Source organism: Acinetobacter sp. 226, from assembly GCF_048147925.1.
GTDB lineage: Bacteria > Pseudomonadota > Gammaproteobacteria > Pseudomonadales > Moraxellaceae > Acinetobacter > Acinetobacter pecorum.
Map to the genome: position 1 here is coordinate 67509 of NZ_JAYWYX010000005.1, position 14968 is coordinate 82476.

Sequence of the window (14968 nt, forward strand, 5' to 3'; positions counted from 1 at the left end):
TTAAAGGGAGGTTAGAAGGGATTATTTTTCCTCATCAACTCCAAATAATCCTCATAACAGTCCAGATGTTTTAATTCAAATCCCATTTTTTGCATTCGGGTCGCATAAAGCTTTTTACCCGTGACCTGCTCACTTTCCACCTTAAGCAAAGGAAGCCCTATCTGCTGTTGGAACCATTGCAATATTTCATGCAATAATTTTGGATCGTTGTTGGTCACAATATAAGAAGTTTCAGGATGTTCCACGTGAATCATCTGTGATAAGAAACGTGATAAATCTTCAATATGAATCCGATTGGACCAGTGCAGATTCGGATAACTCGTCATCGAGGCAGCCATTTTTTGTAAGCGTTCTACCGATGCTCCATAAATCCCACTTGGACGAATGATCGTACATTGCTCAGGATAAGCAGCGAAATAAGCCTGCTCCATCTGCTGTAAGATTGTGCCCTGAGCATCAATTGGGTAAATTTCAGTTTCGTCATCTACGATTTCACCGGCATCTTGCCCATACACTCGTGTCGATGACACCACCACAATCCGTTTCACCGGATGCTGTTTCAAGGCAGCCACAATAGGTTGAACCGAATCCAGATAAGTCTGCTGATAGCCTTCAACCGTACTTTGTTTTGGACTAAGTAATACATAGACCCAGTCAATTGGAGTAACTGCAGTTAAATCCAGTTGATGCACATCCTGAATCAGATGAGTTGCGAATGAATCTGTTTTGGGACTCTGGCTAATTGTGCTAATTTGATGACTTTGCTCAAATAGTTGTTTAGCCACACGTCGGGATGTTTTACCATAACCGATAAATAAAATATGCATTGAGCACCGAATCACAAATCTGGTTGAGGGGACATGGCTGCAGTCCATCAGTTACAAGGCGTTGGCAATGCCGCCGCTGCATTACTCGAAAAACTAAATATCTTCAATACTGATGATTTGCTTTTTCATCTACCACGTGACTATGAAGACCGTAGCACGATCATTCCTATGAATCAATTGAGCGTGGGACGCAGCTATCTGCTGGAAGGCATCGTCAAAGGCGTGGATTTCCCCCCTGGCAAACGCAAATCCATGGCTGTGCTGCTGGATGATGATTTTGGCAAAGTCACTTTACGTTTTTATCATATTTATAAAGGCATTACCGACCGCTGCAAACTGGGTAACCGTTTAAGAATTTTTGGTGAAGTGCGGGTTGGTGCGCGCGGTCTGGAAATGTATCATCCCGAACTGCAAGTCATTACTGAGGACACACCTTTACCTCAAACCCAGCTCACGGCAATTTATCCGGCGACTGAAGGCCTGACCCAACCAAAAATACGGGACTATATTCAGCAGGCCTTGGCTCAATACAGCGATCATCTGCCTGAATTGCTGCCAGCAAAATTTAGTAACGGTTATGCACTGAAACAGGCACTGGAATATATCCATCACCCGCCAGTCAATGCCAATATGCTGCAGCTGGCACAAGGCTCACATCCTGCACAGCAACGCTTGATCTTTGAAGAACTGGTAGCGCATCAGATCAGTTTATTGACCCGACGCGCCTTCATCCAGCAGGTCGAAGCACCTTCATTTGCGCCAAGTCAGACCTATGCCAAACGGTTACTGGCCAGTCTGGCTTTTGAAATGACCGGTGCGCAAAAACGTGTATCCAGAGAAATTGCGCAGGACTTAAAAACAAATAAGCCGATGTTACGTCTGGTTCAGGGCGATGTCGGCGCGGGTAAAACACTGGTGGCCGGTATAGCTGCCTGCCATGCACTGGAAGAAGGCTGGCAAGTGGCATTGATGGCACCGACCGAGATTCTGGCCGAGCAGCATTATCTGAACTTTAAACGCTGGTTTGAACCTTTAGGCTTAAATGTAGCCTGGCTTTCCGGCAAGCAGAAAGGTAAAGCGCGCGCAGCAGCAGAGCAGCTGATTCGGGATGGCAGCGCTCATCTGGTCATCGGGACTCATGCCCTGTTTCAGGAAAATGTCGAGTTTGCCAAACTGGGTCTGGTGATTATTGATGAACAGCATCGCTTTGGTGTAGATCAGCGCCTTGCTCTCAGAAATAAAGGGCTAGATGGTATGTCACCGCATCAACTGGTGATGACAGCGACTCCGATTCCACGCACACTGGCCATGTCTGCCTATGGTGATCTGGATACCTCTGTGATTGATGAGCTGCCGCCGGGCCGTACCCCGATTCAGACCGTGACCATTCCATTAGACCGGCGCGAAGAAGTCTTGCAACGGATTGCCAGCAACTGTGCTGAAGGCAAGCAGGCCTACTGGGTGTGTACACTGGTAGAACAGTCCGAAACTTTAGATGCCCAAGCTGCAGAAGCCACTTTCGCTGAAATTCGCGAGCGCTTTCCTGCGCTGAATATCGGACTGGTACATGGCAAGATGAAAGCCGATGAAAAACAGGCGGTAATGCAGCAGTTTAAAAATAATGAATTACAGCTGCTGATTGCTACCACCGTGATCGAAGTCGGCGTCGATGTACCAAATGCCTCCATTATGGTGATTGAAAATGCCGAGCGTCTGGGCCTATCTCAATTGCATCAGTTACGGGGTCGAGTCGGACGTGGCGCCAAAGCCAGTTTCTGTGCCCTACTGTATAAACATCCGCTGTCGCAAAATGGTCAGGAACGCTTAAGAATCATGCGCGAAACCAATGATGGCTTCATGATTGCCGAGAAAGACCTGGAATTGCGTGGCCCGGGAGAACTGCTTGGAACCAAACAGACTGGCGACATGAATTTCCGTGTGGCCAAACTGGAACGTGATGATCACCTGCTCAATCAGGCACATTATGTGGCCCAGCAAATGCTCAAGGATTATCCTGATCAGGCCGAAGCATTATTGCAACGCTGGCTACCGGAAGCACCGCGCTATGCCTATGTTTAAATTACTGCAACACGGAAAATCCTGGCTCACCCGCTTACAGCCCTGTCAGCTCTGCCTGACCGATTATCAGTCCATTCATTCAGTCTGTGAAGATTGCTGGCGACAATTACCCTGGGCACATCAAACCATTCAACGGCAGGAAATGCAGTTCCAGATTGCCTGCGACTATGCCTATCCGATGGATCGTTTGATTCAACTGTTTAAATATGAACAGAAACTGCATTTGCAAAATTTACTGGCAGGTGCGCTGTTAAGTTTAGACCTGCCTAAAGTCAGTGCGATAGTACCGATGCCGATCTCGAATGAGCGTCTGGCCGAGCGCGGTTATAATCAATCCCTGGTACTGGCCAAACATGTGGCAAAACAGTTGAATGCACCCATCTGGCAACCTGTTTGACGACTAAAACAACACTCGCAAAAGGGCCTAAGCCGGCTGGAGCGAATTGAAGATATCCAGTCACAATTCCAGATCAGCACCATTTCCAAGCTGCGGTATCGTCGGGTGCTGATTATCGATGATGTCGTCACGACTGGCAGCTCGATCCGGGCACTCAGCCAAACACTTGAACAACTGGGTTGTCAAAAAATTTATGCGGCCTGTCTGGCCGGTGCGGGAATCTGAACATTTACGCCTGAGCAAGTAACTGTGACTTCACCCATGGAATGACAATTTCAGTGGTCAAGGGTGCCAGCAAGACCTGCTTTTCGTCCAGATCTATCCATTTCATTTCAGCAATTTCCGCTTCAATTTTTGGTGCCTGATCCAGTCTTACCCAATAGACATAACTCACCAGTTGATGATCAGGCTCATTGGCTGTTGCCGTTTCAAAACGTCCAATGAATTGCTGAATGTGTGCTTGGGCGCCAATTTCTTCCTGAATTTCACGTAACATCGTTGCTTCTGGTGCTTCATTTGGCTCCAGCTTGCCACCAACCTGCATAAAGCAGGACGTTCCTTTCTTGCGAACCACAAGCAGTTGCTGCGCTTCATTTAAAATAATGGCTGCAGCCACTGTAATTATCTTCATCTCTGGTTTATAACTTTATGCTAGGGGACAGCTTATTTTACAAGATCGGTCTGATCGCTCCTACCCCATTTAGGCTCAGGTGGCTGATAAGTTTCGAATCGACGTAAAATTTCTTCCAGATCATCGCTGACAATTAAAGCATCACTAAAACGTGCCTTGGTAAATCCTTTCTCGGTGGTCATGTAAATAAATTTAAGCAAGTCATCGTAGAAACCATCAACATTTAGAAAAGCACAAGGCTTTTTATGAATTCCCAGTTGCGCCCAGGTCCACTGTTCAAAAATTTCTTCCAGCGTTCCCGCACCACCCGGAATGGCAATAAACCCTTGAGCCAGTTCTGACATTCGGGTTTTACGCTCATGCATATTCTCCACCACGAATAACTTGGTAATATGCGGATGTGCCAGTTCACGATTCACCAGTTGCCTCGGAATTACCCCAATCACCTTGCCACCGGCGGCCAAAACACTATCAGCGATAATTCCCATCAAGCCAGAACGACCACCACCATATACCAGCGTCTGATGCCTGGCGGCCAAGGTTTGACCCACCTTTTTAGCAATCTGGGCATAAAGAGGATCCGAGCCTAGGGCTGAACCACAAAAAATTGCGATAGAATTCATCATTTCATCCTCTAATTGACGGTATATTGTACGTAATCGCTTCCAGCGCGTTTTTTCCAAAAATAACCACTTAATATCAGTGTTTTTATTCAATTCCTTGTCTAAAATACACCCATTCCAATTCACATACTGCGCCAGGGAGAAAAGACAGCATGCTTGAAGCCTTTTACGCCACAGAGCGCGGTAGCTTAGAAGATATCACGATTAATGGTGATTTCGACTTACATCCAGATTTAGTGTGGCTTGACCTGATTGCACCTTCACAAGAAGAGCAGCAATGGATTCTAGATGCCTATGGACAAAACTTACCGACTTTAAAATCGCTAGAAGATATTTCCTCCAGTGCCCGATTTTACCGTGATGATGACGGAATTTTGCACATCAGCACATATTTCTTAACCAAAAATAAAAACTATCAGGTCGAGAACGAAAATGAAGATGAGTCCAGCATGCTGGCGACGGTACAGACTGTGGCATTCATTCTGCATAAGGATCGTCTGTTTACCTTGCGCGGTGAAAAGCTGGTGGCTTTTCGTGCCTTTCGTGCCCGGGCACGCCGCAATGATTATGACATCGATTATAAAGATCCGACCTGGATTCTATTGGGTCTGCTTGAAGCCAAGCTGGATGAACTGGCCGACATCCTGGAAGATGTCCATAAAGATTTAGAAAAATATTCAACCGAAGTGTTGAATAACCGTCATCGTGAGCAAATTCTCGATCTGGATGACATGATTACCCGGCTGGCGCAACTGGAAGATATGCTGGGTAAAGCGCAACTCTGTCTGATCGATTTACGGCGTGTTCTGACCTTCCTGGCGCGTCCACGCGCTTTAGGGAGTCATATTTATGATGCAGATATCCGGGAGCTCAGTGAAGATGTCCGCTCATTGGTGGAGCATGATGCCTTCCTGTTCCAGAAAGTGCGCTTCCTGCTCGATACTACGTCAGGATTCATTAACACCGAACAGAATGATACCATTCGCCGCTTCTCTATTCTGCCAAGTATGCTTGCGCCACCGATGCTGATTGCCAGTATTTATGGGATGAATACCGATGTATTGCCCTTTGCTAAAGGCTCCATGAGTTTCATTATGGTCAGTATTATTTTGATCGGCTTTCTGATCGGACCATTAATTTACTTTAGATGGAAGAAATGGATTTGAGCGGGCTTTAAAGCCCTGCTTTTAAGTCGAAGCTCAAGGAGTACCCCTCATCTGATCCATGCCTATTTGAAGAGCAATAAAAAAGCACCGAAAGGTGCTTTTTTATTGCTTCTACTGAATGATTTTTAGATCATCCTGGAGATGGCTGGCCTGAATGATATTCATCATCTTCGGTGGAACAGCTTTAAACTGCAGGCCTTGTGCTTGAGGCGTCTGACGCAACCAACGCACCAATACTGCCAGAGCCAAGGTACTGCCACTTTCAAGCCCGGCCAGATTAACCACTAGCGGAAACTTGTTCTGTGACTGAATCACACGCAGGCCCTGTAGGTAATAGTCCTGCGCATTGGCATAGTCAATCTTGCCTGACACCTGCAATTCCTGATCCTTGAATACAATCACGGCTCACCTATCTGATTATTTCTTTTCAATTGCGGCTTCTGCATCTGGTTTAAAGTTGGCAATCGCTGTATCTATATTACCGCCATTACGTTTGACTGTCGCAGCAAACTGGTTACGGAACTGCAAACCAAGATCAATACCAGATACGTTGATGTTACGGATTTTCCACTGTGAACCTTTATCCACCAACTGGAACGCTACCGGTATTTTCTCGCCCTTGTTATTGAAATCAATGGTCACCACAGGGTTTTTGCTGTTGCTGGCTTTGTATGGACGCATGCTGTAAGTCTGATTGCTATATTTCGCAAATGCCGAACCATAGTTTTCAATCAGGGTTTCACGGAAATTCTTTTCAAACTGGGCACGCTGTGCTGGAGTACTTTGTTGCACATAAGTGCCCATGACTGTACGCACAAAAGCTTGTGAATCAATATATGGATCCAGATTTTGACGTACAATGGTTTTGACCAAGGCTGGATTACTCTGTAATTTGCTATGATCAGCCTGTAAACGTTTAACCAAATTATCCGCCACTTGTTTAATAAACTCAGGAGGCGTTTGGCTTGGAGCTGCAAACACTGTACCAGCAACCACGGTGGAAAGAATGCTTGCTGCAAGCGTTTGTTTTACTAAAGTCTTCACTGATATCTCCTCAATCTATTATTCAACGAATGCAGGTTCTGCATCGGTCGATCCTGAAACTGTCGCCTGTTCTGGGGCAGCTTCTTGACTATCCGAAGACTTACCGGCACCGCCAGTAATAAACTTCGTGACTAAATCTTCAATTTCCATGGTGCCTTGGGTATTAGCAATCTGATCACCGCGTTGCAAATAGTTCAGACCCCCACCTGGAATAATTTTCAGGTATTTTTCACCCAGCAACCCATTGGTTGCTACCATAATATAAGCATCTTCATCAATATTAGTGATGGATTTCATGTTAGCTAAGAGTTGTTTTTCCATGTCTTTTTGTTGTGCCGGAGTAGCCGCTGTATAGTCTGAACTATAACGCAACTCTTCCAGCGCATTTTGCTGAACCTGCTTTAGCTGTTCGGCATTAAACGAGGTCAACGAGCCATCCAGCGTCATATGTACGGTCGCCAGACGAGTGACAGGATCCAAGGTAATCTGGTCCACCTGTCCTACTTTTACACCACTTAATGCCACTTTGGCGCGCGGCTTGATCCCATTCACGTTTTCAAAAGTTGCCGTCATTTCATAGCTGTCGGAAATATTGTTCCCAACCAGACCACTGACTCGCATTGCCAGGAAAAATAAGGCAATACCAAACAAAATAACAAAAACACCAACGGCCAGCTCACTAGTACGTGATTTCATTAAACACCTCCGAACATGACCGCAGTCAACACAAAGTCAAAGCCTAAAACGCACAGTGAAGAATATACGACTGTACGGGTTGTAGAAGTTGCAATACCTTCCGAGGTCGGGACACAAGCATAACCTTGGTATACCGCAATCCAGGTACAAATTAATGCAAATACAAAACTTTTAATGATGGTGCCATTCAAGACATCTTTGTAGAATTGCACGCTGCTTTCCATGCCGCTCCAATACGCGCCTTCGTCGGCTCCCAGAAAGTCCACACCGACCATCTTACCGCCCATAATGCCGACTGCAGCAAAGATAACCGAAAGCATGGGCAAGCTGAAAATCCCTGCCCAAAGACGCGGCGAAATTACACGCTTTAATGGATCCACCCCGATCATTTCCATACTGGACAGCTGTTCGGTGGCTTTCATCAGACCAATTTCTGCGGTCAAGGCTGAACCGGCACGTCCAGCAAACAGCAAAGCTGCAACCACTGGCGCCAGCTCACGCAGCAAAGTCAGGGCAACTGCTGTTCCCAGCATCGACTCACTGCCAAAGGTCGACAAGATGCTAAACATCTGCAAACCAAGAACGGCTCCAATAAACAGGCCAGACACCACAATAATCAGCAGGGACAACACCCCGACCCGGTACATCTGATAAACAAACAGTTTCACTCCAAGCCATGTCGGCATTGAAAATAAAATCTGCAACAGCATCAGGGTCGCGACCCCAATTCCCTGTACACGTTCAATAACGCGTCTACCTAATGCGGCAATTGCATTCATGAACGTACCTCATCACTTAAATAAGCCCGATGACTAAACTGATAATCCACTGGGCCTTCTACCGAACCGGTCAGGAATTGCTGTACAAAAGCAGACGGATGCGCCTTGAGTTCTGCCGGCGTACCTTCGCCCTGGATTTTACCTTCTGCCACTACATAGATGTAGTCAGCAATGGATAGGGTTTCTGCGACATCATGCGAAACAATAATCGTGGTCAAGTCCAGTGCTTCACGCAAAGAGCGGATTAAACGGGTCAATACCCCCATCACAATCGGATCCTGTCCGGCAAAGGGTTCATCGTACATGATCAGCTCAGGATCCAGCGCGATCGCCCGGGCCAAAGCTACGCGTCGGTTCATACCGCCAGACAGTTCAGACGGCATCATCTGCTCTGCACCACGCAAACCAACTGATTCCAGTTTTAGTGCCACGATTTCTTTAATCAAATGTTCTGGCAGTTTGGTATGGGCACGAATTGGAAACGCGACATTTTCATACACACTCATATCGGTAAACAAAGCACCGCTCTGAAATAACATGCCCATGCGTGCACGTGCTGAAAAAAGCTCGGAACGCGACATCGAGGCAATATCTTTGCCATCCAACAAGACTTGGCCATGTTCCGGTGTCAGCTGTCCACCAATTAACCTTAATAAAGTGGTTTTACCGGTTCCGGATGGTCCCATGATGGCAGTAATCTGCCCACGACGAATATTCAAACTCACGTCGTCATAAATCACGCGCTCGCCTCGTTTGAAGCTCAAATTCTTGACTTCAATCAAAGACAGAGTATCTCGCGCTGTTTGATTTTTCATAGCTGAGTTTATTCCTACATTTTTTCAGCATGCATACTATAAAGGAACGAAGTTCAAAATGTTAGCAGTTGAAAAAGGTGGGTGAATATCATAAAAAGATGACAACAATTGATTATTTCGTGTTTTTTATAATAAAAATATGTACTTAGGCTTGAAATGACTAGATTGATTAATTAAAAACACTGTATAAATAATAGATAATATTACATAAAATCAAAGTCAATGCGATATATGGCATATACACCTCTATCAATTGAGATCGAACAGTTAAGCTTTTCATATCAATAATTATCATAACCCTGACTAAACATGAATTAGTAGACATTTTACGTTAAAAAGTAAAAAACTCAATGCATAAAAAAAACCGGTATTTCTACCGGTTTTTTATCTTCATCTAGCGACTGAATTAGTCGTTAAATTTGCGACGTGGACGATCTTCACCACCGAACGAACGTTCACCACGTGGTTTGTCATCAAAGTTGCGACGTACTGGACGATCACCGAAATCACGTTTTGGACGGTCATCACCGAATGAACGCGCTGGACGATCACCGAAACCACCTTCACGACGTGGAGCAGGACGATCACCAAAATCACGTTTTGGACGATCACCATAACCGCCTTCACGAGCTGGCTTGTAATCTACACGGTTGCCACGGTTGTCATCATTAGAGCGAGGACGGTCACCAAAACCACCTTCACGACGTGGCGCTGGACGATCACCGAAGTCACGCTTTGGACGGTCATCAAACGAACGTTGTGGACGGTCGCCAAAACCACCTTCACGACGTGGCGCTGGACGGTCACCAAAGTCACGCTTTGGACGGTCATCAAACGAACGTTGTGGACGATCACCGAAACCGCCTTCACGACGTGGCGCTGGACGATCACCGAAGTCACGACGTGGACGATCTTCGCCAAATGCCGGACGTTCGCCACGTGGTTTGTCATCGAAGCTACGACGTGGACGATCATCACCGCCTTCACGACGTTTGAAGTTGCTTTCGCCTTCAAAACGACGACCACCGCCAAAACCACCACGACCGCCATCACGACGACCGCCGCCATCACGACCACGACCACGGCCAGCGCCATCACGGCTACCACGTGCAGGAGGTGGAGATGGCTCAAGACCTTCGATTTCAGATACGTTTAGACGCGCATCAAGGAAGTCTTCCAAAGCACGGATTTTGCCACGCTCACGGTAAGTTGCAAGTGTAATGGCTTTACCAGTACGACCGGCACGACCTGTACGACCAATACGGTGTACATAGTCTTCGTTCTTCATTGGAAGACCGAAGTTAATTACGTGTGAAATGGTTGGTACGTCAAGACCACGAGCAGCAACGTCAGTTGCAACAAGGATTTTTGCACGACCTTCACGGATGCTGCGTAAACGACGGTTACGAACCGTTTGTGGCATAGCACCGTGAAGTGCTACAACTGATAGACCTGCTTCAGCAAGTTCTTCAGCCAACATATCTGTGTCTTCTTGAGTTGACGCAAATACTACTGCTTGATCAACGTCTTCTTCGTTCAACCAGTGCGTAAGCAATTTTTTCTTGTGCTCGAAACCGTCAGTCCAATGCAAAGTCTGAGTAATATCAGTATTTGTAGAGTGACCAGTTTCGATCGAAATACGCATTGGATCATTCATCATGCGTTCTGCAAGTGTAATGATACGTGGTGCAAACGTCGCAGAGAACATTAGCGTTTGTTTACGGTTTGCAGCCAACTCACCAATTGCTTCCAAGTCTTCAGAGAAACCCAGGTCAAGCATACGGTCAGCTTCATCGACGATTAACGCGTCAACTTTATCAAGCTTGATTTGACGACGATTCACCAAGTCAAGTAAACGACCTGGAGTTGCAACAACAACTTGCGCGCCTTTTAACTGTTGAATTTGCTTACCGAAAGGCATACCGCCCATGATTGCCGCAATACGAACACCTTTCATGTGACGTACAAATGCAATCGCGTCTTGACATACCTGTTGTGCCAATTCACGAGTCGGTGAAATCACCAAAATATTCGGTTGAGTAACCGCTTTCATACGGTCTTTAAACGGTACTAATGTATCTTGGTTTGCCAACGCATTTAACGTAGGCAGTAAGAATGCAGCAGTTTTACCAGAACCTGTTTGGCTTGACACAAGAAGGTCTTTGCCTTCAAGCGCAGCTGGAATCGCTTGTTCTTGTACAGGAGTAGGAGTAGTAAAGCCTAAAGCGTCGAGAGCCTGGGTTAGAGATTCATCGAGGGAAAAATCAGCAAAAGTTTTGCTCATAGAGAGTATTCACCCTGAAATGGGTGCTCCATTTAATAAATAACAATTATGGACATCGGCAAAAAGCGGCACAGCAAATAATGCTGAAAATATTAGGATTCAGCAGCGATCCGAGTAACGACGATGTGGATATAACGCACGCATGATTACGGCCGCAAACCTGAAGGAATCGCTTAAGCGATTGGGGCGCGAAGGATATGTCCTCTCTATGGACAGCACGCGCATACAATGATTAGAAGATAGTGTTCAGGTAAAGAACAGAAATTAAGTGCGTGGCGAAATTATAGCAGAATAATCAACAATGTCATTAAGTTTTAAAACTAATTTGCTCTGTCTATAATTTATATATTAATTTCATACACTTAAATATGAATAAAAAATGTAACAACCGGTATAAAAAGGCAGTTTTCGCCAATTCACTTGATATTTCCAATATTCATATCATGTTAGAAATATACTCTACCTCCCTTCTTAACTATTTTACTGCTCTAAAAAAGGCATCCCGAAGGATGCCTTTTCTGAAAATTAGATATATTTCATCTAAACCCGATTATTTTGCTGCTTCACCCCAAGCAGGAACAACTGCTTGCATTAAAGGTTTAAGCATTTTCATTGAACAAGCCAAAACTTGACCATTTTCCATAGAGTCGCTACCACCACGTGCATCAACTACAGTACCGCCTGCTTCTTTCACGATCAATTCGCCCGCTGCGATATCCCAAGGTTTTAAACCAAGTTCGAAGTAAGCATCAAAACGGCCTGCAGCAACATAGGCTAAATCCAATGCCGCAGAACCTGAACGACGATATTGCGCGCCAGCTTCAGTCACGTTTAACAAACTTTGAAAATGGTTCTTGGCATAAGATACAACTTCGCCATTACGTTTAGCACGGTAAGCGTGACCAACAGCCATAAAGGTATTTTCCAGGCTGTCTTTGACATTCACACGAATACGACGCTGGTTCATCATGGCACCACGACCACGACTGGCAGAGAATAGCTCATCTTTCACCGGGTCATAAATCACCCCGTGTTGAGTAATGCCTTTGTGCTGAACTGCGATAGAGATACAGAAATGCGGGAAACCGTTAATGAAGTTTAAAGTACCATCCAGTGGATCGATCACCCAACACCAATCGGCGTCGTGACCATTACCTTCCTGATAGCCAAACTCTTCACCAAGGAAACTGTGATTTTTATAGCTTTTACGTAGGGTATCGATGGTCAACTGCTCCAAATAACGATCTACACGCGTTACTGGACCATCAATTCCTTTTTCTTCGACTTGTAGATCGAGTTTATGACGATTCTGATGCGCTTTTAAAAGCTCTTGACCAACTAACTGAGCCGCACGCGCAGCCATCACCACCATAGGTTCCATTGAACACCCACTACAAATTTGAAGACACTGATAAAGAATAATGCATAAAAGCCCCGATATCTTAGCAAATATCAGGGCTTTTTTGGGAAAAATGTGTCTAAAATTTTTAAGAACTTATGACAAAACACTTTGCCCTAAGCTGGACCAAGCCTGATTGATCGATTTTTCAATGCCTTGCGCATCTAGGCCAGCCTGTTGCAACATCTGGGTATGGGTCGCTTGCGCCATGAATGTATCATCCAGACCCAGATTCAGGAGTGGTTTAACAATCTGTGCTTCTGCCAGATATTCATTCACTGCACTGCCGGCGCCGCCCATCACTGCATGTTCTTCCACCGTAACAAACAGACTGGTCGTCAATGCCAGATCGTCCAGCATTTGGGTATCTAGCGGTTTGACAAAACGCATGTTGATTACCCGCACACCAATTTCATGTTTCATGGCAAATGCTTCAGCAGCGTCGACTGCAGCCTGTACCCGGCTACCAAATGCCAGCACAGAAATATATTCATCATACTGCCCGTTAAAACTAGCTACGATTTCTGACTGACCGATCGGAATCTCCATCATTTTTTGCTGGATCTCGACGCCCAGTCCATTGCCACGCGGATAACGTACGGCTGCAGGTCCTGGATACAAATACGCAGTATGCAGCATTTGACGGCATTCATTTTCGTCTTTCGGCGCCATAATCACGATATTCGGGATAGTACGCATATAGGCATAATCATATGCACCGGCATGCGTCGGCCCATCTTCACCGACCAGACCGGCACGATCAATACCAAAAGTGACATCCAGATTCTGCAAGGCTACGTCGTGTACCAGCTGGTCATAACCGCGTTGCAGGAAAGTCGAGTAAATTGCAACCACCGGCTTCAAGCCTTCACAAGCCATACCGGCAGCCAAGGTAACTGCATGCTGTTCGGCAATCGCGACATCAAAGAAACGTTCCGGATATTCTTTGGCAAATTTGACCATGCCTGAGCCTTCGCACATCGCAGGTGTGATTGCGAGCAAACGTGCATCTTGTGCCGCTTCATCGCAAAGCCATTGTCCAAATACATCCGAATATTTCGGTGCAGTATTGCTGGCGGCAACAGCATTGAGTTTACTAATCGCGTGATATTTGATTTGATCTGATTCTGCCGGAGCAAAGCCTTTGCCTTTCTTGGTATAGATATGAATCAGGCGGGGGCCTTTACGTTTTTTCAGCGCATTAAAGACATGCACCAGCTGTTTGACATCGTGACCGTCATAAGGACCAAAATAATCAAAGCCAATGGCTTTAAACAGGTTGTCTGCTGCATCGGTTGCTGCACTGTGTAATCGCGAGTTATACAGCCACTCCGGATGCGGCTGTACATAAGCCTCTCCCTCTTCAGTCACGTTGATAAATTCACCACGCTCCCAAATTGCGGCTAAATGCTTGGCAAAACCACCAGTACTGCAAGAAATCGACATATCATTATCGTTCAGCACCACCATCAGATCCGCCTGATGTGCTACCGCATCATTCATGGCTTCAAAAGCCATACCTGCCGTCATGGCACCATCACCAATGATCGACACCACCTCACATGGCTTGTTTTGATAACGGCGCGCTAGAGCCATGCCAAGACCGGCAGAAATCGCAGTAGACGAGTGGCCTACCCCAAAAGTATCAAATTCAGATTCTTCACGTGCCGGAAAGGCTGCCAGACCATCTTTAGCACGAATGGTGGTGAGCTGTTCACGACGACCTGTCAATGCTTTATGCGGATAGGCTTGATGACCGACATCCCAGATCAGGCGGTCATGCGGCGTATTAAAGCAATAATGTAAGGCCACGGTGAGTTCAATTACACCAAGGTTGGCACCAAAATGTCCGCCACTTTGCCCGGCAGCATACAAAATGAATTGACGTAACTCATCTGCCACTTGTTCTAGCTGGCTTTGCTCGAGTGCACGCAGTTGCTCAGGATGATTGATCGCATCAAGCAACGGTGTTACAGGGCGTTGAGTTGGGATTTCTGTATACAGCATATTATGGCAAAGCCTTCTAAAGCCTGGCAAATCTAAAGCTAGGTCAATGGGGAGTACCCGATCATATAGCTGAATTGTAGCAGCTTCAATTCAGCTACGCTTCTAGCGATGCAATATTAAACAATGATCTCGTCGGGGTGAAAAAATCGCAGCCTACGATTATCCTGAATAATCTTACTATTTATCAACTATTATCGTTCGCTTTCTACAAAAAAGAAAAT

Annotated in this window: 13 protein-coding genes and 1 pseudogene; 3 read left to right on the forward strand and 11 right to left on the reverse strand. The window is 45.9% G+C overall.

The window, feature by feature from the left end; all coding sequences use genetic code 11:
• Positions 1-11: 11 nt before the first annotated feature.
• Entirely contained in the window at positions 12-827 is an 816-nt protein-coding gene (locus VXP95_RS03275; protein ID WP_416711390.1) for an NAD(P)H-binding protein, read from the reverse strand.
• Between the two features lie 33 nt (positions 828-860).
• On the opposite strand from VXP95_RS03275, the gene recG reads away from it, so the two are divergent.
• Both recG and VXP95_RS03285 read left to right on the forward strand, forming a co-directional pair.
• Entirely contained in the window at positions 861-2906 is a 2046-nt protein-coding gene (recG, locus tag VXP95_RS03280; RefSeq protein WP_416711391.1) for an ATP-dependent DNA helicase RecG, read from the forward strand.
• Positions 2893-3528, forward strand: a pseudogene (locus tag VXP95_RS03285) (ComF family protein). Before recG ends, VXP95_RS03285 begins: the two are co-directional and overlap by 14 nt.
• A gap of 4 nt (positions 3529-3532) precedes the next feature.
• Here the strand turns inward: VXP95_RS03285 and VXP95_RS03290 are convergent.
• Both VXP95_RS03290 and VXP95_RS03295 read right to left on the reverse strand, forming a co-directional pair.
• Complete coding sequence (locus VXP95_RS03290; RefSeq protein WP_064094535.1) at positions 3533-3934, reverse strand: NUDIX hydrolase; 402 nt, start codon at positions 3932-3934, stop codon at positions 3533-3535.
• 32 nt (positions 3935-3966) lie between these two features.
• The gene (locus tag VXP95_RS03295; protein ID WP_416711437.1) at positions 3967-4557 is read right to left on the reverse strand and encodes a TIGR00730 family Rossman fold protein; all 591 of its coding nucleotides are present in this window, start codon (positions 4555-4557) and stop codon (positions 3967-3969) included.
• 152 nt (positions 4558-4709) lie between these two features.
• Between VXP95_RS03295 and VXP95_RS03300 the strand changes: the two genes are divergently transcribed.
• Positions 4710-5723 carry a magnesium and cobalt transport protein CorA gene (locus VXP95_RS03300; protein WP_064094537.1) on the forward strand — a complete coding sequence of 338 codons (1014 nt, stop codon included), beginning with the start codon at positions 4710-4712 and terminating at the stop codon, positions 5721-5723.
• A 111-nt stretch (positions 5724-5834) separates the two neighbouring features.
• Here VXP95_RS03300 and VXP95_RS03305 read toward each other — a convergent pair whose 3' ends face one another.
• From VXP95_RS03305 to dxs, 8 genes are all read right to left on the reverse strand, one after another.
• The gene (locus tag VXP95_RS03305) at positions 5835-6125 is read right to left on the reverse strand and encodes an STAS domain-containing protein (protein ID WP_416680899.1); all 291 of its coding nucleotides are present in this window, start codon (positions 6123-6125) and stop codon (positions 5835-5837) included.
• A 15-nt stretch (positions 6126-6140) separates the two neighbouring features.
• Positions 6141-6767 (reverse strand): MlaC/ttg2D family ABC transporter substrate-binding protein, encoded by a 627-nt coding sequence (locus tag VXP95_RS03310; protein ID WP_416680900.1) that lies wholly within the window; start codon positions 6765-6767, stop codon positions 6141-6143.
• Between the two features lie 18 nt (positions 6768-6785).
• Complete coding sequence (locus VXP95_RS03315) at positions 6786-7463, reverse strand: outer membrane lipid asymmetry maintenance protein MlaD (protein WP_064094540.1); 678 nt, start codon at positions 7461-7463, stop codon at positions 6786-6788.
• Positions 7463-8242 carry a lipid asymmetry maintenance ABC transporter permease subunit MlaE gene (gene mlaE / locus VXP95_RS03320; RefSeq protein ID WP_005248230.1) on the reverse strand — a complete coding sequence of 260 codons (780 nt, stop codon included), beginning with the start codon at positions 8240-8242 and terminating at the stop codon, positions 7463-7465. The genes VXP95_RS03315 and mlaE overlap by 1 nt, the downstream gene beginning before the upstream one ends.
• Entirely contained in the window at positions 8239-9057 is an 819-nt protein-coding gene (locus VXP95_RS03325) for an ABC transporter ATP-binding protein (RefSeq protein ID WP_416680901.1), read from the reverse strand. Before VXP95_RS03325 ends, mlaE begins: the two co-directional genes overlap by 4 nt.
• Positions 9058-9463: 406 nt before the next feature.
• A complete protein-coding gene (locus VXP95_RS03330; RefSeq protein ID WP_416705919.1) occupies positions 9464-11341 on the reverse strand; it encodes a DEAD/DEAH box helicase in 1878 nt (625 codons plus the stop codon).
• A gap of 550 nt (positions 11342-11891) precedes the next feature.
• Entirely contained in the window at positions 11892-12722 is an 831-nt protein-coding gene (locus VXP95_RS03335) for an inositol monophosphatase family protein (protein ID WP_034608351.1), read from the reverse strand.
• Between the two features lie 114 nt (positions 12723-12836).
• The gene (dxs, locus tag VXP95_RS03340; RefSeq protein WP_416680903.1) at positions 12837-14747 is read right to left on the reverse strand and encodes a 1-deoxy-D-xylulose-5-phosphate synthase; all 1911 of its coding nucleotides are present in this window, start codon (positions 14745-14747) and stop codon (positions 12837-12839) included.
• Positions 14748-14968: the final 221 nt, after the last annotated feature.

Bases quoted from the DNA above. Each gene is read 5' to 3' on its own strand.
- VXP95_RS03275 (WP_416711390.1), bottom strand. From the start codon at position 827: ATGCATATTTTATTTATCGGTTATGGTAAAACATCCCGACGTGTGGCT.
- recG (WP_416711391.1), top strand. From the start codon at position 861: ATGGCTGCAGTCCATCAGTTACAAGGCGTTGGCAATGCCGCCGCTGCA.
- VXP95_RS03290 (WP_064094535.1), bottom strand. From the start codon at position 3,934: ATGAAGATAATTACAGTGGCTGCAGCCATTATTTTAAATGAAGCGCAG.
- VXP95_RS03295 (WP_416711437.1), bottom strand. From the start codon at position 4,557: ATGAATTCTATCGCAATTTTTTGTGGTTCAGCCCTAGGCTCGGATCCT.
- VXP95_RS03300 (WP_064094537.1), top strand. From the start codon at position 4,710: ATGCTTGAAGCCTTTTACGCCACAGAGCGCGGTAGCTTAGAAGATATC.
- VXP95_RS03315 (WP_064094540.1), bottom strand. From the start codon at position 7,463: ATGAAATCACGTACTAGTGAGCTGGCCGTTGGTGTTTTTGTTATTTTG.
- mlaE (WP_005248230.1), bottom strand. From the start codon at position 8,242: ATGAATGCAATTGCCGCATTAGGTAGACGCGTTATTGAACGTGTACAG.
- VXP95_RS03325 (WP_416680901.1), bottom strand. From the start codon at position 9,057: ATGAAAAATCAAACAGCGCGAGATACTCTGTCTTTGATTGAAGTCAAG.
- VXP95_RS03330 (WP_416705919.1), bottom strand. From the start codon at position 11,341: ATGAGCAAAACTTTTGCTGATTTTTCCCTCGATGAATCTCTAACCCAG.
- VXP95_RS03335 (WP_034608351.1), bottom strand. From the start codon at position 12,722: ATGGAACCTATGGTGGTGATGGCTGCGCGTGCGGCTCAGTTAGTTGGT.
- dxs (WP_416680903.1), bottom strand. From the start codon at position 14,747: ATGCTGTATACAGAAATCCCAACTCAACGCCCTGTAACACCGTTGCTT.